Annotated in this window: 2 protein-coding genes and 1 pseudogene; all 3 read right to left on the reverse strand. The window is 73.6% G+C overall.

Annotation, left to right across the window (positions count from 1 at the left end; all coding sequences use genetic code 11):
- Positions 1-7 precede the first annotated feature (7 nt).
- The gene (locus tag ACZ7OI_RS08625; protein ID WP_470263552.1) at positions 8-1009 is read right to left on the reverse strand and encodes a 3-oxoacyl-[acyl-carrier-protein] synthase III C-terminal domain-containing protein; all 1002 of its coding nucleotides are present in this window, start codon (positions 1007-1009) and stop codon (positions 8-10) included.
- On the reverse strand, positions 1006-7920 hold the full coding sequence (locus tag ACZ7OI_RS08630; protein ID WP_470263553.1) for an amino acid adenylation domain-containing protein: 6915 nt from the start codon (positions 7918-7920) through the stop codon (positions 1006-1008). The genes ACZ7OI_RS08625 and ACZ7OI_RS08630 overlap by 4 nt, the downstream gene beginning before the upstream one ends.
- Positions 7917-20327: pseudogene (locus ACZ7OI_RS08635) on the reverse strand (non-ribosomal peptide synthetase); the annotation flags it as partial. The gene ACZ7OI_RS08630 and the pseudogene ACZ7OI_RS08635, both read right to left, overlap by 4 nt.
- Positions 20328-20475: the final 148 nt, after the last annotated feature.

The following is a 20475-nucleotide window of genomic DNA, read 5'->3' on the forward strand; positions in this document are numbered from 1 at the left end:
TCGGTTGTCACAAGCAGTGGGTGGCGCTGCCGTCGCCGATCTCCACGAGAACCAGGCTCCACGCGGCCACCGGGCTGGCGCTGAGCAGCACCGCCCGCCCGCCTTCCCGGAGACCGCCGTTCGCCAGCTCGGCGTGCAGGTTCAGCAGCAGGTCGTTCGGGCCGAGATGTCCGTACTGGCGAAGGTTTTCGAAGCAGGTCTTGCTGATCTCGACACCGAGCGCCTCCTCGGTGAACCGGAAAGAACCGGCGGACAGGTTGTGGCTGAGGTAGCAGGACACGTCCGCGGGGGTGAGGCCGTTGCGCGTCAGCAGCCGCTCGTGCAGCGCGCGCAGCCGTCGGCGGGTCTCCACGGACAGCCGGAACGAGTAGTCGAAAACGTCGCGGCATTCCTCGCGCCACCGTGCCACGGGCCGGTCCCGGTAGTCGACTTGGAAGAGATCCCAGTAGGCGCCGTCGGTTTCCTGGACGACGTCGAGCACGCGGATCGGCCCGTCCCGGGAAATCACCGCGGCCGCGCCGCCGTCGCCGCTGACGGTCACCGGATGCCGGTACCGCGACGGGGCGGGCGGCTTGCTGCCGTGCGCGATCAGCACCCGGTCCAGCTCGCGGTCGGCGGCAAGCAGGCCGCGCGCGGCGAGCAGCGCCGGGGCGAGGGAGACGCAGCCGAGCCCGCCGACGGAAAACGTCACCGCCCGCTCCGCGCCGAGCAAGGCCTGGAGCCGGGTGGCGGGGGAACTCATCAGCGTTTCCGGCGCCCGGGATTCGATCAGGATCAGCGCGTCGAGTTCGCCCGCGGCGAGCCCGGCCCCGGCCAGTGCCCGGCTCGCCGCGGCGGCCGCGAGATCGAACGCGGAAAGCGAGTCGTCCGCCCGGATCTCCTCGATCCCGAGCGCCAGGCAGCTTTCCCGGCCGGCTTCGTCGAGCCGGTCGAGCTCGGGCAGCCGCGCGACGCAGAGCGAGGCCTCAGGCTGATAGCAGACCGGAGGGTGGAGGGCCGCCCGCGTCATCCGGCCGTCCCGTCCGCGAGTTCGGCGAACGCCTCGACCAGATGCTCGGCGAACGCCGCGGCGTCGGCCCCGGAAACCGAACCGCGATGCACCACGCCGAGTTCGAGTTTCCCGCCCAGCACATGAGTTTCGACCACGATCGGGACCTGGGCGAGCAGCGAGTCGGGCAGCGCGGTCAGGTGGATCGGGCAGGCCCGGATCGAGGCGCCGCCGAGCTTGCCCATCCCGTCGCCGGCCCCGGCCAGGTGCTCCACGAGCACCGAGGGTTCCGGCAGCGCGCGCAGCCGCGCCACCTCCGGGGTTCCGGGGCTGAGGTGGCGCAGGACGCCGTACCCGATGCCGTCGTTGGGCACCGAGCGAAGTGCCGAAGCGGCGCGCCCCAGGACGTCGGCGGCCTTGGCGCCGGGCTCGACCCGGACGAAGGTCGGGAACAGGTGGGTGAACCAGCCGAGCGACTCGGCTCGGTCGCCCGGCCACAGGGAGTTGGGCGAAGTGCCCATGCCGACGGTGCTCAGGCAAGCGTCCGGGGTCGCGCGCCAGCGCGACCAGGCCACCGCGACCGCGGCCATCGCGGCGTGCTGGCCGACCGGGCCGCTCTCGGTGAGCGGCACCGCGACCTGATCTGCCTCGACGGTGCGGCGCACGAGCCCGGCCCGCGCGCCCGCGGGGCCGTTCTCGGGCACGCCCGGCGCTCCGGCGGCCGCGCGCAGAACGCCTTCCCAGTAAGGAAGTTCGCCCGCCACCTCGTCGGACGTGGCCATCGCGCGGAGCAGCCGCGTCCATTCCCGCCAGGCGGCCCGGTGCAGCCCGCCGGCCGGACGGCCGGCCAGCGCGGCGTTGAGATCTTCCAGCAGCGGAACGAACGACGTGGCGTCGTAGACGAAATGGTGGATCGCCAGCACGACCAGCCCGGGCAGGTCGGCGCCGCGGTCGTAGCAGCGGACCCGCAGCAGGGGGCCGCGGCCGGGATCGACCGCCTCGAGCAGCTCGGCCAGATCGGACTCGAGATACCGGCGCAGCTGCTCGTCGTCCAGCGGCGGCAGCACCTTGGAGTCGGCGAAGGGGGCGGTCTCGTCCGGCACGCATTCGATGCGCCAGCCCAGGCTGTTGCGCCGGAACCGGTAACGCAGCGGCTCGTGCAGTTCGACGAGGCGTTTGAACGCCGCCCGCACCGCGTCCGCCCGGACGCCGGGAGTCGTCTCCAGGACGACCGGGGTGACGAAATCCCTTGCCCCGTCGACGGATTCGGCCAGCATGGCGTGCACCAGAGGGGCCGGCGGGACCGGTTCCCGCGGCGGGGCCGCCGGTTCCCGGGCCGCGACCGGCTCCGGCGGTGATGCCGCCGCTCCGGCCGTTTCGGCTGTTTCGGCCGCGAAGGCGGCGAGCTCGCGCAGGGTCGGATGTTCGAGCACGTCGTGCGGGGTGAGGCGCAGACCGGCGCGCGTAGCCCGCGAGGCGATGCCGACGCTCAGCATCGAGTCGCCGCCGATCTTGAAGAAGTTGTCCCCGGGGGCCACCTCGGGAACACCGAGCAGATCGGCCCAGATCCCGTGGAGGACGCGCTCGGTCTCGGCGAGCGCCGCCGGGACGGCGGCGGTGGTCGCCGACGTCAGGTCGCCGATCGGGTCGTGGCCGGGCATCGCGCCCTCCTTCATCCTGGTGCGGTCCAGCTTTCCGTTGCTCGTCCTGGGCAGCGCGGCGTGCCGCAGCACCTGGCCGGGCACCATGTGGCCGGGCAGCGCCTCGGCCGCCCACGCCTGCAGCGCGGTCTCGTCCGGGATCCGGTCGCCTGCCACGTGCGCTGTCAGAAGCGGGGCGCCGGAAGGCTGCGGCACGGAGAGCACGAGGGCTTCGCGGACCCGCGGATGCAGCATCAGCACCCGCTCGATCTCCGCCGGTTCCACTCGGTGACCGCGCAGTTCGAGCTGATCGTCGGCGCGACCCCGGAAGTCGAGGGCGCCGTCGGGGCGGACCGCGGCGAGATCCCCGGTGCGGTACATGCGCGCGCCGGGTGCGAACGGATCGGCGAGGAACCGGGCGGCGCTGAGCGCGGCCCTGCCGTGGTAGCCGCGGCCGACGTGGGCACCGCCGAGATAGACCTCTCCGCAGCGGCCCCGCGGCACCGGGCGCAGCCGGTCGTCCAGGAGGTAGACCACGGTGTTGGGCAGCGGCCCGCCGATGTCGGGCAGCTCTCCCTCCCCGGCCACCCGGCCCCCGGTCACGCAGATCGTGCACTCGGTCGGGCCGTAGATGTTGAGCAGGTCGAACGCGGCCTCCCGGGGCGGGCGCACGCGGAGCAGATCTCCCCCGGTGACCACGAACCGCAGCGCGGTTTCCGGTCCCTCGGGACAGTCGGCGAGAAAGAGCTCGGCGACCGGCGTCGGCATGCAGGCCACGGTGACGCCGTGCTCGGCCAGCTCGCCGAGCAGCCGCTCCGGGGTCTGCAGGATGTCGGACGCGAAGCAGAGCGGAACTCCGTGGTACAGCGCGGCCATGACCTCCAGCACCGCCATGTCGAACGCGGGCGCGGACAGCTGGGCGAGCCGGTCCGTGACGTCCAGCCCGGTCTCCTGGCCGAACCAGTGCAGCAGGTTGAGCAGGCCGCGGTGCTCGATTTCGCAGCCGAGCGGATGACCGGTGGAGCCCGAAGTGTGCGACACGTAGGCCAGATCGGCCACGCCCGCCCGCTGCGGCAGGCCGGTTTCACGGTCCGGCGCGGTTTCGGGGATCCTGACGACCGGTCCGCCGTCGACCGTCATGCCGTCGCCCACCACGAACGCGGTCGCGGCGACGCCGGCGAGGATGTCGTCGGTCCGCCGCCTCGGCATCGCCGGATCGAGCGACGCGAAGGCACCGCCCGCCTTCATGACCCCGAGCCAGCCGATCACCAGTCCGGCGTCGCGCGGCGCGAGCACCGGGACCACGCTGCCCGGTCCGACACCGTGCCCCGCGAGCCGCCGCGCGACCTCGTTCGCCCGTCGGTCGATCTCGCGGAAGGTGTGGCCGCCCGCCGAATCGACCACGGCGATCTCGTCGGGCCGTTGCGCGGCATGCTTTTCGAAGACTTCGCTCACCAATTCCGAGGCGGGCCAGGCGCATCGCGGGCCGGCGAGGACGGAAACCTCGCCGTCCCGGCAAAGTTCCGCCAGCGGCCGGTCCGGCTCGTCCGTCACGGCCGCGGCGGTCTCCCGGAACAGCTCCGTCAGCCTGCGGGCGGTGCCGGGCTCGAACAGGTCGGCCGCGTACTCCAGGTAGCCGTCCAGCGGGCCGTCGTCCTGGTCGTACAGACCGAAAGTGAGGTCGAACTTCGAGGTTCCCGGCGCGACTCCGGACACCCCGGCGAGGTCCTCGTGGATGCTCGCCACGTCCTGGACGCGAACGCCCGCGAGGTCGAGGTCGGGCTTGGCGGTGTTCTGGTGGGTGTAGCAGACGGTGAACACCGGATGCCGCGAGGGATCGCGGTCGCCCGTTTCGGCGACGATCTTCCCGAAGGGGATCTCCTCGTGGTCGAGGACGCCGGTCGCGGTGGTCGCGCAGCGGGCCACCAGTTCGCGGAAACTCAGCCCCGGATCCACCCGGGTGCGGAACGGAAGGAGGTTGTTGAAGTAGCCGATCAGGTCGTGGGTGGCGGGGTTGAACCGGCCGGTGGTCGCCGCGCCTACCACGACGTCCCGGTGTCCCGCCCACAGGTGCAGGACCGTGTCGACCACGGCGAGCATCGTGACGAAGTTCGTCGTGCTCTCGCCGGCGCTGAACTCCCGCAGCCGACGGGCGAGCTGCTGGTCGAGGCCGAACCTCACGGCGCCGCCGCGGAAAGACTGCACGGCCGGGCGCGGGTGGTCGGTCGGCAGTTCGGCGGCGGTCAGGCCGCTCAGCTGCGCACGCCACCACCGCAGGCCGCGCTCGGTGCGTTCCGCGTCCAGCCAGTGGTGTTGCCAGGCCGCGAAATCGGCGTACTGGACGGCGGGCTCCGGCAGCCGGACCGGGTGTCCCGCGCGACGTGCCGTGTAGCAGGCCGAGAGTTCCCGGAAGAAGACCGCGGGCGCCCAGCCGTCGAAGGCGATGTGGTGCCAGGTGTGCAGGACCACGTGATCCCGTTCGGCGACCTTGAGCACGACGGTGCGGAACAGCGGGCCGCGCCCGAGGTCGAACGGCTCGGTCGCTTCCGCGGTGATCGCCCGCGAAAGCTCCGCGACGCGTTCCGTCTCCGGCAGCGCCGCGAGGTCGTGCACGGCCAGCCCTGGTTCGGACACGTCGGCGAGCCCGTACGGTCTGCCGTCCTCTTCCAGGATGCGGCTGCGGAGGACCTCGTGCCGGTCGGCCACGTCGCGCACCGCGCCGAGGAACGCGTCGACGTCGAAATCGCCGGAGTAGCGGAGGTTGACCGGGATGTTGTACAGCGCGGTCCCCGGCTTCAGCCGGTCCAGGTACCACAGCTGTTCCTGGTTGTAGGACAGCGGCAGCCGCCCCGGACGCGGGATCGGGGCGATCGTCCAGTCGTCCGGCGCCTGGTCCGCCGTGCGCAGCTCGTCCACCCGGGCGGCCAGTTCCCCCAGCGTGGGATGGCGGTGCAGGTCGGCGAAGGTGAGCTGCACCCCGAACTGCCGCTGGGCCTGCCGCAGCACGGTGATGCCGGCGATCGAGGTGCCGCCGAGTTCGAAGTAGTTGGCGTCGGAGCCGACGTCCCCGGCCTTGAGCACGTCCGCCCAGATCCCGGCAAGTTTCGCCGCGGTCTCCCCAGGTATCGCCGGTTTCACCGCGGGGGCTGGGTTCGCGGGCGTCGGGGTGCCGGGCGGGCGGCACCAGCACGACACCTCGTCGGCGCCGAACGGGTAGGTCGGCACCTCGATGCGGGGTATCCCGGCGCCCGCGTAGTAGCGCCGCCAGTCCAGATCCGCGCCGTGCGAGTAGAGCTCGGCGAGCGCGGTCAGCACGCCCTTCCGCGTCGGGTCCGCGAAGAGCCGGACGACCGGCAGTTCGGGGGCGACGCGGGCGATCCGCCGGGAAAGCACCCCGTCCGCGGCCATTTCGGCGAAGACGGCGCCCTCCCCCGCGAGGCTGTGCACAAGCCGAAGCAGTCCGGCCTCGTTCAGCTGGTCGGTGAGCGGAGCGTCCGCCGCCGCGCGCCGGGCGTCGCCGGCCGTCGCCGGGTCCTGGATGCCGCGCACCGCCAGGTTGCCGACCCCGGAGCCGACCAGCCGGGCCGCGGTCAGGCCGAGGGGTCCGGCCAGCCGGTGGACCTCCTGCTGCCGGGCCAGCAGGCGCGAACCGGGCGACGGTTCGTCGGCCTCGGCGAGCATCGGGAAGGCCTCGCGCAACCCGGCCCACACGTCGTCTCCGAGCGCACCGTCGCCGGAGAAGAGCAGTACGAGCGGGACGTCCGCCGCCTGCTCGCGGCCCGTCGAGGAGACCTGCCGGAGCAGCCTGGCCAGTTCCCGGTTGTCCTCCGCTACGCCGGCCCAGCGGTAGCGGTAGTCGTCCCGGCCGCGGTTCAGCGCGTGGGCGACGGCGGCCGCCGAATGCTCGGTCCGGTCGAGGAAATCCGCGACGCTCTGCGCATAGGCAGCGAGGGCGCGCGGCGACTTCGCGGAAAGTGTGACCAGCTCCGGCGCCGGCCGGCCCGGCGCAGCTCCGGCCGGCACAGGCGGCTCCTCGACCACCACGTGCACGTTGGTTCCGGTGAGGCCGGTCGAACTCACGCCCGCCCGGCGCGTGCGGCCCGCACGGCGTTCCCATGGGGTGGCGGCGACGTCGACGCTGACCGGTCCGGCGAAGTCGATCAGCGGATTGGGGGTCTCGAAGTTGGGGTTCGGGTACCTCGTGCCGTGCCGCAGCCCGGCGAGGACTTTGAGGAGCCCGGCCACCCCGGCGGCCGGGCCGAGGTGGCCGATGTTTCCCTTGATCCCGCTGATCCCGCACGGGCCGGCGAGCCCGGTTTCGGCGAAGGCCAGCCGCAGCCCTTCGACCTCGATGACGTCGCCGAGCCGGGTGCCCGAACCGTGGCATTCGATGTGGTCGAGCGGGCCCGTTCCGGCGTCCCGCCAGGCCTCGGCCAGTACCTCGGCCTGTCCCCTGGCGCTGGGCGCGCTCATGCTCGTCGCGCGGAAACCGTTGTGGTTGAGGGCAGTTCCCCGCAGTACTGCGTGCACGTGGTCGCCGTCCGCGAGCGCGTCGGACAGCCGCTTGAGGACGACGAACCCGCCGCCCTCGCCGCCGGTGGTGCCGTCCGCCCTCGCGTCGAAGGGGCGGCACACCGCGTCGGGCGACTCCAGGCCGGGCATCCGCGCGCGTTCCGTCTCCGGGATCAGGACCGGGTACACGGTGAGCCCCCCGGCGAGCGCCAGGTCCGCCTGCCCAGTGCTCAACTGGTCCGCCGCCATCGCGATGGCGGCCAGGCTGCCGCTGCACGCGGTGTCCACCACCAGTGCGGGACCGGCGAAATCGAAGAGATAGGACAGGCGCGTGGCCGTCGCGGACGGATGCGAGCCGAGGACCTGCTGCGGATCTTCCTCGGAGTACAGGCTCGCGTAGCCCGCTTCCGGCGCGCTGAGCACGACCGCGGTGCGGGAGCCGCGCAGTTCTCCGGGCGCGTAGCAGGCGTTCTCGATCGCCCGGTGGGCGAGCTGCGCGGTGAGCCGCTGGTGCGGGTCCATCAGCTCGGCCTCGCGCAGGGAGATTCCGAAGAACCGGTGGTCGAACAGGTCGATCCGGTCCAGGTACCCCATCGCGAGGTAGTCGGCGTCCGCGCACGCCCCGGCGTAGTGGACCCGGTCCCGGCCCGGCGGCCGCACGCTGACCCGCCCGGCGAGCAGGTTTTCGTGCAGGGCGTCCAGATCGTCCGCGTCGGGCAGCGCGGCGGCCGCCCCGATGACGGCCACGGCTTCCCGGCCGGAACTGCTCGTACTCGTCACAGCTCGTGCCCCTTCTCCCCGGCGGCCTCGCCGGCCGGCTGATCGTCGAGCAGCCGGGCCATCGCCTCGACCGTGGAGTGCTCGAACAAGGTGCTCAGCGGAATCCGCCGCGCGGTCAGCCCGCCGAGCCTGCTGTGCAGCGCGAGCAGGACGAGCGAGGTGCCGCCGGCCTCGAAGAACTTCTCGTGCACGCCGATCCCGTCCCGCCCGAGCAGGTCCGCCCAGATCGCGGCGACCGCGTGCTCGGTCGCCGTGCGCGGAGGAACCGCGGCGTCGGATCGGTGCTCCGGCTCGGGCGGAGCAGGCAACGCGCGCCGGTCCACCTTTCCGTGCTTGGTCAACGGGAGTTCGTCGAGCACGACGAACGCCGACGGCACCAGGTGCTCCGGCAACCGCCGCGCCAGGTGCTCGCGCACCGCGCCCACGGCCGGCGGGCCGGCCGGAACCACGTAGGCGACCAGCCGCGGCCCGCCGGGCGCGTCCCGGACGGCCGCGACCGCGCCGGCCACCGCCGGATGCGCCAGCAGCGCCGCCTCCGTTTCCCCCGGTTCGACCCGGATCCCGCGGATCTTCGCCTGGTCGTCGGCCCGCCCCCGGAACACCAGTTCCCCTTCCCGCGTCCAGGTCACCACGTCTCCCGTCCGGTACATCCGCTGTCCCGCCGGTCCGGCCACGAACCGTTCCGCGGTGAGCCGCGGCCGGCGCAGATAGCCGCGTGCCAGACCGCTGCCCGCCAGGTACAGCTCGCCCGGCACTCCCGGCGGGACCGGCCGCAGCCACTCGTCCAGCACGTGGCAGCGGGTGTTGTCCATCGGACGGCCCACCGGGATCACCTCGGCCGGCGCGGTGCCGGCGACCCGGTGCGCGGTGGCGAACACGGTCGCTTCGGTCGGCCCGTAGGCGTTGACGACAGTGGTCTCCGGGCAGGCCCGGAGCACCCGCGCCACCGCGTCCGGCGGCACCTGCTCGCCCCCGGTCAGCACCTCGCGCACCCCGGCGAAACTCTCCGGGCGCTCCTGCGCGAGCACCGCGAAAAGCCCGGCGGACAAGCACAACGCGCTCACCCGCTGCTCGGCGATGACCGCGGCGAACGCGTCGACGTCCGGATTTCCCTGCGGCGCCACCACGATCCGGCCGCCGCCCAGCAGCGGCACCCACATCTCGTAGCCGGAGATGTCGAACGTCGGCGCGGAATGCATCAGCACCCGTTCGTGGGCGCCGCCGGACCAGCACCGGTCCGCGGCGAGGTCCACCACCGCCCGGTGGCTCACCCCGGACCCCTTGGGCGCCCCCGTCGAGCCGGACGTGTGGATGACGTACGCCAGCCGGTCCGGCAGTCCCGCGTCGGGCAGGTTCTCCTCCGCGTGGCCGCGGACGGGCTCGTCGAGACGCAACTGCGGGACGTCGCCCGCCGGCATCGCGGAAGTGCTGAGCAGCAGCGTCGGACGGGCCTCGCGCAGGAGCGCCGCCAGCCGGTCCGCCGGCTGGTCGGGCGCCAGCGGGAGGTACGCACCGCCGGCTTTCAGCACCGCGAGGGCGGCCACCACGTACTCCGGCGAGCGCGGCACGGCCAAGGCCACGATCGACTCGGGGCGAACGCCGCGGCGCACCAGTTGCCTGGCGAGCCGGTTGGCCTGTGCGTTCAGTTCCCGGTAAGTCAGCGACTCCGCACCGCACACCAGGGCCACCGCGTCCGGCGCGGCGGCCGCCCGCCGCTGGAAGAGCGCAGGAATCGTCTCGTCCGGGGTGACCGCCGCGGTGTCGTTGACGCTGTCGAGAAGCCGGTCCCATTCCGGCGACGGCAGCCGCGCCGCGGCGAGCCGGGCCGGCGGATTCCGCAGCAGCTGGACGAAACCGGCGGCGAGGGCCCGCACCGTGGCGGGCTCGAACAGTTCGGTCGCGTACTCGACGAGTCCCGCGCCGCTCTCTTCGACGTGGAACAGCAGGTCGAACCTCGCGGTCCCCGTCGCCACCGGTTCGGCGGTGCAGACGACGCCCGGAAGATCGAGCCCGGCAGGGCCGTGCTGCCAGGAGAACGCGACCTGGAACAACGGGTGATAGGCGGTGGACCGCTCCGGGTTCAGTGCCTCGACGATCCGTTCGAAGGGCAGGTCCTGGTGGTCGTGCGCGCGCACCGCCTTGTCCCGTACCTGCCGCACCACCGAGGCGAACGACGGGTTCCCGGACAGATCGACCCGCAGCACCCAGGTGTTGGCGAAGAAGCCCACCAGGTCCGCCAGCCGGTCGTCGACCCGCCCGGACACCGTCGATCCGATGGCCAGATCGTCGCCGCCGCCCATCACGTGCAGCAGCACCGCCAGCGCGGCCTGCAGCACCATCGGCACTGTCGCCCGGTGCGCGGCGGCCAGTTCCCCGGCCGTGGCCATCACCTCGGCGGGCACGGTGAACTGGACGCTGTCGCCGCGGTGGCCGGCCACCGGCGGACGCGGACGGTCGAGCGGGAGCCGCGCCGGCTGCGGCAGGCCGGCCAGTTCCTCGCGCCAGTAGCCGAGCTGGGCGGCCGACACACTGCCGGGATCCGCCGCGTCCCCCAGCAGTTCCCGTTGCCACAGGGTGTAATCCGCGTAGCTCACCGGCAGTTCCGGCCACCGCTGCGGCTCTCCCCGCAGACGGGCCGCGTAAGCCGTGTTCAGATCCCGGACCAGCGGCGCCAGCGACTCGCCGTCCGCGGCGACGTGGTGCAGCACCAGCACCAGCACGTGCTCGGCCGGGCCGTACCGCAGGACGGCCGCCCGCACCGGTATCTCCGCCGACAGGTCGAACGGGCGGCGTACCAGCCGGGACATCTCCTGCGGCGTCCCGGCCAGCACCGGCACCTCGAATTCGAGATCCTCCTCCCGCAACACCACCTGCGCCGCCTCGCCCGCACTGTCCACTTCGGACAGTGTCCGCAGGCTCTCGTGCCGCAGCACCACGTCCCGCACCGCCGACGCCAGAGCGGGCACGTCCAGTTCTCCGCGCAGCCGCACCACGAACGGAAGGTGGTAGGTCGGCAGTTGTTCGAGCTCGGCGAGGAACTTCAACCGGCTTTGCGCGTAGGACAGCGGCACCCGCTCCGGACGCCGCCCGGCGCGCGACAACGCCGGCCGCGCGGACCCGCCGCGAGGAGCGAACTCCGCGAGCCGGGCCGGCGTCGCCAGGTCGAACACCGCCCGGACCGGCAGCTCGATCCCCAGCACCGCGCGCACCCGGTTCACCAGCCGCATCGCCGAAAGCGAATGCCCGCCCAGGTCGAAGAAACTGTCGTCGACACCGACCCGCGCGACGCCCAGCACCTCGGCGAACATCTCGCACAGCGCCGCTTCGCGAGCAGTGCGCGGCGCCCGGTGGGGCGCGGTGCCGAACTCGGGGTCCGGCAGCGCCCGGCGGTCGAGCTTTTCGTTGGGGGAAAGGGGGAAACGGTCGAGCAGGACGAACGCCGACGGCACCAGGTGGGCGGGCAGCCGATCAGCCAGGAACGCGCGCAGGTCCGCGGGAGACGGCCGGGCGGCCTCCTCGGCGGGCACCGCGTAGGCGACCAGCCTCGGCGCCCCGCCGGCGGCTCGGGCCAGCACCGCGGCGCGGGCGATCGCGGGATGCGCGAGCAGGGCCGCCTCGACCTCGCCGGGTTCGATGCGGATGCCGCGGATTTTGACCTGATCGTCGGTCCGGCCGAGGTATTCCAGTTCGCCGCGGCCGTTCAGCCGGGCAAGGTCGCCGGTGCGGTACATGCGGGAGCCCGGTGCGCGGAACGGATCGGCGACGAACCGTTCCGCGGTGCGGCCGGGCCGGTTCTGGTAGCCCCGCGCGATCAGGCCGCCGACGTACAGTTCGCCGGGAACGCCGGGGGGCGCCGGGACCAGGCCGGGACCGAGGACGTAGGTGTGCAGGTTGCCCAGCGGCCCGCCGATCGGCACGTTCCCGTCCGGACCGGCCCCGGGCGGAACGGCGAACGTGGTGGCGTAGAAGGATTCGGTCTGCCCGTAGGCGTTGACCACCCGCGCGTCCGGGCGCGCGGCCCGCACCCGCCGCACCAGCGCGCCGGGCAGTGCCTCGCCGGCCAGCACCACGGTGTCCGCGCGAATTCCGCCGGGGTCGCGGTCCAGCAGTTCGGCCAGTACCGACGGGACCGTGCTGAGCACCGTGCCGGCGGCCGGGGCCAGTGCGTCGGGCACGATCTCGACGACACCGCCGGCGATCAGGGTGGCGAGGATTTCGAAGACCGACACGTCGAAGTTGACCGAGGCGCCGGCGGGCATCCGCGTGCCGGCCCGGATCGGGATCTCCTCGGCCAGCCGCAGCACGCCGTTGGCGACCATCCCGTGGGTCGCCGCGACGCCCTTCGGCTGCCCGCTGGAGCCGGAGGTGTACATGACGTACGCCAGGTTGCCGGGCCGGGCCGCGATGCTCGCTGCGGGACCGGGATCGCCGATTCCGTCGAGGTGGAGCAGCGGGATCCCGGCGTCCGGCAGGACCGGCGCGGTGGCCCGGGTGGTGACGATCGGAGCCGGGCGGGCGTCGGCGAGCATGAACTCCAGCCGGCCGCTGGGGTACTCCGGGTCGATCGGCAGGTAGGCCGCGCCCGCCCGGCCGATCCCCCAGAGCGCCGCGGCCAGGTCCGCGGACCGCGGCAGCGCCAGTCCCACGATCGATTCCGGGCCCGCCCCGCGCGCGAGGAGTTCCGCGGCCAGCCTGCCGGACCGGAGGTCCAGTTCCCGGTACGTCAGCGACACTTCGCCGCACACCACCGCGACGGCGTCCGGCGTCGTGGCGGCCCGCTGTGCCAGCAACGCGGGAAACGTCTCGCGCGGCGCGGGCACGGATTCTCGCGGGCGCAGCCGCTCGGCGGGCGTCCGGAAGTCGAGCGCGCCGACCCGGGCGCCGGGGTCGGCGGCCAGCTGCCGCACGGTCTGCCGCAACCGGCCCGCCAGGGTTTCCGCCTCCTGGCGGGTGACGGCGCCCTGCCGGTACTGCACGGACAACCGCAGCCGCGGGGTGAGTTCGGCCAGCACCGTGATCGGGTAGTGCGTGCCCGAGACCGAGCGGATGCCGCGCACCGCCAGCCCGGCCGCGTCGAACCCGGCCCGGTCCACCGGATAGGACTCGAACACCACCAGCGTGTCGAACAAAGCGGACAGTCCGAGCCCCTGCTGGAGATCGGCCAGGACGGGTTGCTGGTGGTCGAGCAGCGCCGCCTGCCGGTGCCGGAGCCGGGTCACCACATCGGCGAGGGTGTCGCGCGGGGCGCATCGCACGCGGACCGGAAGGGTGTTGGCGAACAGACCGATCATCTCGTGCACGTCCGGTACCGCGGGCGGGCGGCCGGCGACCGTCGCGCCGAAGAGCACGTCCTGCCGCCCGGTGAGCCCGGCCAGCAGCACCGACCAGGCGACCTGCACCAGGGTGCTGAGCGTGCTGCCCAGCCGGGCGGCGAGCCGGGGCAACTCCCGGACGGTCTCCTCCGGCAGCGGCACCTCGACCTCTCCGTAACCGGGACCGGCTTCCCCCGCGCGGGGGCACAGCAGGGTCGGTTCGGTCACGCCGTCGAGTTCCGCGGCCCAGACCCGCGCGGTCGCGTCCCGGTCCTGCGCGGACAGCCACCGCAGGAATTCCCGGTACTGGGGCACCGTGCCCCCGGTGCCGTCGTACAGCCGCAGCAATTCCTGGACGAGCAGGGGAACCGACCAGCCGTCGAGGACCAGATGGTGGGCGGTGAGGACGAGTTCGCCGCGGCCGGGGCCCAGAGTCACCAGCGCCATCCGGACCAGCGGCGGAACAGCCGGGTCGAACCGGTTCCGCCGGTCCTGCGCCAGCAGGCGGTCGACGGCGGCCTCCTGCTCCGCTTCGGGCAGATCCGAGACATCGACGTGCTGCCAGGGCAAAACCGCCTCCCGGGGCACCAGCTGCACCGGATCCCCGGTCTCGTCGGGCACGAACGCCGCCCGCAGGTTGGCGTGCCGCGCCAGCAGTGCCTGTCCGGCCGCCCGCATCCGCTCCGGGACCACGTCGCCGCGCACATGGCACACGAACTGCATGTGGTACGCGTCGAACGCGGCGCCGGCCAGCATGGTGTGGAAGACGAACCCGGACTGCAGCGGCGTCAGCGGCCACACGTCGGCGAGGCCGCGGTATTCCTGTTCCCACCGCTCGATTTCGCGCTGGCGCACCGTCACCATCGGCAGGTCGGACGGCGTGAGCCCGCCCGCGCCGGGCTCGGCGGCGTGCCGGACCAGCCCGTGCAGGGCCGTGCACCACCGGTGTGCCAAGTCCTGTACCTCGGCGCGTGAAATCGCCCTGGCGGGGAAGGAGAATTCCGCCTCCAGACGCGGTCCCGTCGCGCTGTCGGCGATCGCCGCTTCGATGTGCAGCACGGCGGTCGCCGGCTGGTCCCGGTCGGGGACGGCCGGCTCGACGGCGCCGGCGATCCGGCGGAAACCCGTGCCGCGTCCGTCCTCCGCGGAGAGACGGCCAAGGTAGTTGAGTTCGACCTGGGGCAGCGGGTGCCGCCGCAGCCGGGCGGCGGTCCGCGGGTTCAGGTGGCGCAGCAGTCCGAACCCGATGCCGTGGTCCGGAATCGCCCGGAGCTGTTCCTTGACCGCCTTGAGCAGTTTCCCGGCCTCGGCGAGGTCGTGGCCGTCGAGGTCGAGGCGCACCGGGAAGTAGCCGGTGAACCAGCCGACCGTGCGGGAAAGGTCCGCGCCCGGCACGACCCCGTCCTCGCGGCCGTGCGCCTCCACGCCGACCAACACCGACCGCGTCCCGTGCCGATCGGCGACGGCGGCCGCCAGCGCCGCGAGCAGAGCGTCCTGCACGCCGCAGCGGAATGCCTTCCGAAGCGCGGTCGACAGCCGATGGGTGAGCTCCGGCGCGAACCGCACCCGCACTGTGTCCACTGTGGACATCAGGTCCGCCGAGGGGTCGAGCCGCCTGCGGCCGAGCAGCGGGTCCGGCCCGTCCAGGATCGAAAGCCACCGGGGCAGCTCCGCGATCCTGCCCGGCTCGGCCGCCTCCTCGACGAGGGCGTGCGCCCATCGCCTCGCGGAGGTGCCCACCGCCGGCAGGGCCGGGGTCCGGCCGTCCCGCACCTCGGCCCAGGCGGCGGCGAGGTCCGGCAGCAGGATGTCCCACGAAACCCAGTCCACCACCAGGTGGTGCAGGACCAGCAGCAGCCGGCCGGTCTCCGGCGCGGCGAACCAGACGAGCTGGGCCGGCACTCCCGCGTCGAGGTCCAGCCGTGCGGTGGCGGCGGACAGATGCTCGGCCGCGGCACGTCGCCACCGCTCGTCCCACGGGCCGGTCCAGGGCACCCGGCGGATCTGCGCGGAGGGGTCGGCCGACCCCTCCGGGCCGATCAGCAGCACGTCGCCGTCCGCGGTTTCCCGCCGTGCCCGCAGCATGTCGTGGTGGTCGAGGACCGCGCCCCAGGCGGCGCTCAGCCCAGGGCCGTCGATCCCGGGAGGCAGCTCCACCACGGCCGACATGGCGAACCGGCGCCAGTCGCCGCCGAGGGCGCGCAGGTGCCGGTCGATCGGCATCGCCGGCATCCGGCCCACACCGCCGCCGTCGAGTTCGTCGAGCACCGGGCCCGCCCCACGGTGCTCGGAAGCCAGCCGTGCCAAGGCGGACGCGGTCCGGGCCTCGAAAATCTGCCGGCTGCTGATCTCCACCCCGCGGGCCCGGGCGAGGGAGACCACCTGGAGGGAACGGATGCTGTCGCCGCCCGCGGTGAAGAAGTCGTCGTCCACGCCGACCCGGTCCACGCCGAGCACCTCGGCGTACGCGGCGGCCAAGGTCTCTTCCGCCGGCGAGCGCGGAGCCCGGTACGCGCCGGTGCCGATCTCGGGCGCCGGCAACGCGGCGCGGTCCAGTTTCCCGGTGGCGGCGAGCGGAAGCCGGTCCAGCACGACGAACGCGGCCGGGACCATGAACTCCGGCAGCCGGTCCGCGGCGAACCGGCGCACTTCGGCCACCGACAGCCCTCCGGACAGGCCGAGGTCGTCGGTGTCCGCGTGGCGCGCGGGAACCAGGTATCCGACCAGCCGCCGGCCCTCGTGCACGGCCACCGCGGCCCGCGCCACCGCAGGGTGGGCGATCAGCGCGGCCTCGACCTCGGCGGGTTCGATGCGGAGGCCGCGGACCTTCATCTGTTCGTCGGCCCGGCCCGCGTATTCCAGTTGTCCGTCGCCGGTCCAGCGGGCGAGGTCGCCGGTGCGGTACATGCGCGCTCCGGCCGGGCCGAACGGATCCGCCACGAAACGCTCCGCGGTACGCACCGGCTGCCCGTGGTATCCGCGCCCCACCGCGCCCGCGACGTACAGTTCGCCGGCCACCCCCGTCCCGGCCGGGACGAGCCCCGGGCCCAGCACGTAGGCCCGCATGTTCCCCAGCGGCCGGCCGATCGGCGCGCTGCCTGCCGCCTCGCCGGTACCGGGCAGCTCGGCGACGGTCGCGTAGAAACTTTCGCTCTGGCCATAGGTGTTGACCACCCGCACGCCGGGGAAGGCGGCCCGCACCCGCGCTACGAGCCCGGCGAGGAGCGCCTCGCCGGCGAAGACCACCGTGGCCGCATCGACCGTGCCGGTGATCGCCGGAAGGAGTTCCGCGAAGACCGAAGGCACCGCGCTGAGCACGGTCCCGGTCCAGCCGCCCCGTTCGGCGAGTTCGAGGACGTCCCGGACGATCTCGACCGAGGCGCCGGCCGACAGCGCCGCGCCGATCTCGAACATCGACACGTCGAAGGCGACCGAGGTCGCCGCGAGGACCCGCGATCCGGCGGTGATTCCGGCGGGCCGCGCGAGCCGCAGGACGCCGTTCACGACCCCGTGGTGGGTGATCGCGACGCCCTTCGGGGTTCCGGTGGAACCGGAGGTGTACATCACGTACGCGAGGTGCTGCGGCGACAACGGGGCCGCCCGTTCGTCGTCCCGCAGGTCCGCGCCGTCGCCGCGGGTCAGATCCAGTTCGTCGAGGAGCAGCTGCGGCGGGCCGTCCGGCGGCAGTACGCCGCGCGTCGCGGAGCTGGTCAGGACGCATCGCGGGCGGGCGTCGGACAGGATCCGGCCGACGCGGCGGCTCGGATGGCGCGGGTCGATCGGGAGGTAAGCCGCGCCGGACTTCAGGATGCCGAGCAGGCCCACGACCAGATCGGCGGTGCGGGGCAGTGCGATGCCCACCAGGTCTTCCGGTCCGACGCCGCGGCGTGCGAGCTCCCGGGCGAGCCGGTTCGCGCGGGCGTTCGCTTCCCGGTAGCTGTAGGAGGTTTCGCCGCACACGACCGCGACCGCGTCCGGCGCACCGGCGGCCACCTGCTCGATCAGCGCGGGGAGCGGGACCGTCGGCGTGGGCGCCGCCGTGTCGTTGAACTCCCGCAGCAGCCGTTCGCGTTCCCCCGGCGCGAGCACCGGCACGGACCAGACCCGGGCGGCGGGATCGGCCGCCACCTGCCGGACCACTCGCGCGAACCGATCCGCGAAGGCGGCCGCGGTGGCCGGGTCGAACAGGTCGGCGGCGTACTCGAGCTCGCCGGAAAGTCCCTGCCCGGGTGTCTCGGCGAGGCTGAACAACAGATCGAACTTGGCGCTCCCGGTCCGCACCGGTTCCAGTCCCGGATCGGTGTCCTGCCAGGCGAACATCACCTGGAACAGCGGGTGGTACGCGGGAGAACGCTCCGGGTTCAGCGATTCGACCAGCCGCTCGAACGGCACGTCCTGACGGTCGTAGGCGCGTATCGCCCGGTCCCGCACCTGACGCAGCACCGCGGCGAACGAGGGATTGCCGGACAGCTCGGCCCGCAGCACCCAGGTGTTGACGAAGAACCCGACCAGGTCCGCGAATGCCTCCTCGACGCGCCCCGCGATGGGCACGCCCATGGTCACGTCCGTGCTGCCCGTCATCAGGTGCAGCCAGACCGCGAGCGCGGCCTGCAGAACCATCGGCACAGTGGCGGCGTGCTCCTCGGCAACCTGCCGCACCGCGGCCAGGGCGTCCTGCGGGAGGGCGAATTCGACGGTCGCGCCCCGATGACTGGCCACCGGCGGCCGCGGGCGATCGGCCGGCAGCCGCAGCGGCCGCACGCCGGCCAGCTCCTCCCGCCAGTACGCCAGCTGGGTCGCCGCCACGCTGCCGGGATCGGTTTCTTCGCCCAGCAATTCGCGTTGCCATAACGTGTAGTCCGCGTACTGCACCGGCAATCCGGCCCACTCGGGTGCCCGGCCCCGGCGCCGCGCGGCGCAGGCGGTGGCGAAATCGCGAGCCAGCAAGGGAATCGACTCCCCGTCCGCCGCGATGTGGTGCAGCACAAGGACGAGCACGTGTTCCCCGGCACCGGACCGCAGTACGGTCGCCCGCAGGGGGAGATCCGCGGCGAGGTCGAACCGGCGTTCGGCCTCCTCCTCCGCCGCACCGGGCGCCGCCGCCCGAACCGGGAGGTCGAGCACGACTTCGTCCGCGGGAACCACCACCTGCGAGGCGATCCCGTTCTCGTCGGCGACGAACCGGGTGCGCAGGCTTTCGTGCCGTACCACCACATCGCGCAGGGCGGCCGTCAGCGCGGGTATGTCGAGCTCGCCGGGCAGCGGCAGCGTGTACGGGAGGTGGTAGGCCTCCGAAGGTTCCTCGTGCCGATGCAGGAACCAAAGTCGTTGCTGCGCGAACGACAACGGCAGCCGTGCGGGGCGCGGCTCCGCTCGCCGCACCAGCGGGCGCGCGGACCGGGCGGCAGCCTCGACCCGTGCCGCGAGCCGCGCGACGGTCGGTGCGTCGAACACCGCGCGGACCGGCACTTCGACGCCGAGCACCCGGCGGATCCGGTTCACCAGCTTCGTGGCCAGCAGGGAATGGCCGCCGCGCTGGAAGAAATCGTCGTCGACGCCGACTTCCGCGACGCCGAGCAGTTCCGCGAACAGCTCGGCCAGCAGCGCCTCGCGGCCGGATCGCGGCGCCCGCCCGGCGGTCCCGCCCGGGCGTTCGGGGGCGGGAAGCGCGGCGCGGTCCAGCTTTCCGGTGGCGGTCAACGGGAATTCGGGCAGCCGCACGATGTCGGCGGGGATCAGGTGCACCGGGAGCCGCCGGGCCAGGAACTCGTGCAGCCGCGCCGGTCCGGTCGCCGTCACGTACCCCACCAGGCGGTCGTCCCCGGCCAGTACCGCGGCCCTGGTGACCGCGGGGTGCGCGGACAGCGCCGCCTCGATTTCCCCCGGCTCGATCCGGACACCGCGGATCTTGACCTGATGGTCGGCCCGGCCGAGGAACTCGACCTCGCCGTCCTCCCGGAACCGCGCCAGATCCCCGGTCCGGTAGAGCCGGGCGCCCGGGACGCCGAACGGGTCGGCGACGAACCGTTCCGAGGTCCGCGCGGGCTGCCCGAGATAGCCGCGCGCGAGACCGGCGCCGGCGAGATACAGTTCGCCGCGCTCTCCGGACGGCACCGGGCGCAGCGCGGCGTCGAGCACGTGCGCCCGGGTGGCCTCGATCGGCCTGCCGACGGCCACCCTCCCGGTTTCCTGCAGGACTTGATGAATCAGGCTGTCGCCGGCAACTTCGGAGCAGCCGTAGAGATTCACCAGCCGGGCGTGCGGCCACCGCGCGCGCATCGCGTCGGCCAGCGCGGGCGGCAGTTCCTCCCCGCTGGTGATCCAGGTGGTCACCGAATCGAACGCGCCCTCGGGTGCCTCAGTGACCAAAGCGGACAGCAGACTGGGCACCATCGTCAGCAGCCTGGCGCGGTGCCGGCCGGCCAGCCCGGCCAGTGCCGTCGGGTCGGCGGCCGCCTCGTCCGCGGCCAGCACCACGGTGTCGCCGGCGACGAGGCCGCCGAGCAGCTCCGTCGCCCCGTCGATGAACGTCAGCGCGCTCTTCGCGATCCGGACGCCCTCGGCAAGACAACGACCCCAGTGCAGCCGGTTCGCCAATGCCCGCTGGGTGCCGGCGACCGCCTTCGGCCGGCCAGTCGAGCCGGACGTGAAGATCACGTACGCCAGGTTTTCCGGACGCACCACCGGCCACTGGGCGGGCGGTCGGTCGGTTTCCCTCGGTGCCACCACGCGCTCCGGCGGCAGGCCGAGCTGTCCGGGCCGGTCACAAAGCACGAGGCGTGGCGCGGCGTCCGCGAGCATCAGCCCGATCCGCTCCACGGGCTGCGCAGGGTCCAGCGGCGCGAAAGCGGCACCGGACTTCAGCACCGCGAGGATCCCGACGACCAGCTCCACCGACCGCGGCAACGCCAGCGCGACGACCTCGTCCGGCCCAGCCCCGCGCCGGATAAGCGCGGCCGCCAACCGGTCGGCAGCCGCACTCAGCTCCCGGTAGCCGACTCGCCGGTCCCCGAAGACCAGCGCGCACCGGCCGGGAGTGCGGGCGGCCTGCGCGGCCACCAGATCCGCGACGCTCCCGGCGAAACCCGGATCCGCCCCGGCACCGGGAAAACGCCGCCCCGGTGCCACTGCCTCGTCGGCGCTCACGGCACCACTCCCTTCGCGGCGGCGGGCATCGCTGCCCACGCCGAACGCGACGCGCGGGGCGCGCGCCCCTTCGGGCCGGGCAACGACCGCACCGCCG

Source organism: Amycolatopsis sp. NPDC114503 (assembly GCF_055633655.1).

Bases quoted from the DNA above. Each gene is read 5' to 3' on its own strand.
- ACZ7OI_RS08625 (WP_470263552.1), bottom strand. From the start codon at position 1,009: ATGACGCGGGCGGCCCTCCACCCTCCGGTCTGCTATCAGCCTGAGGCC.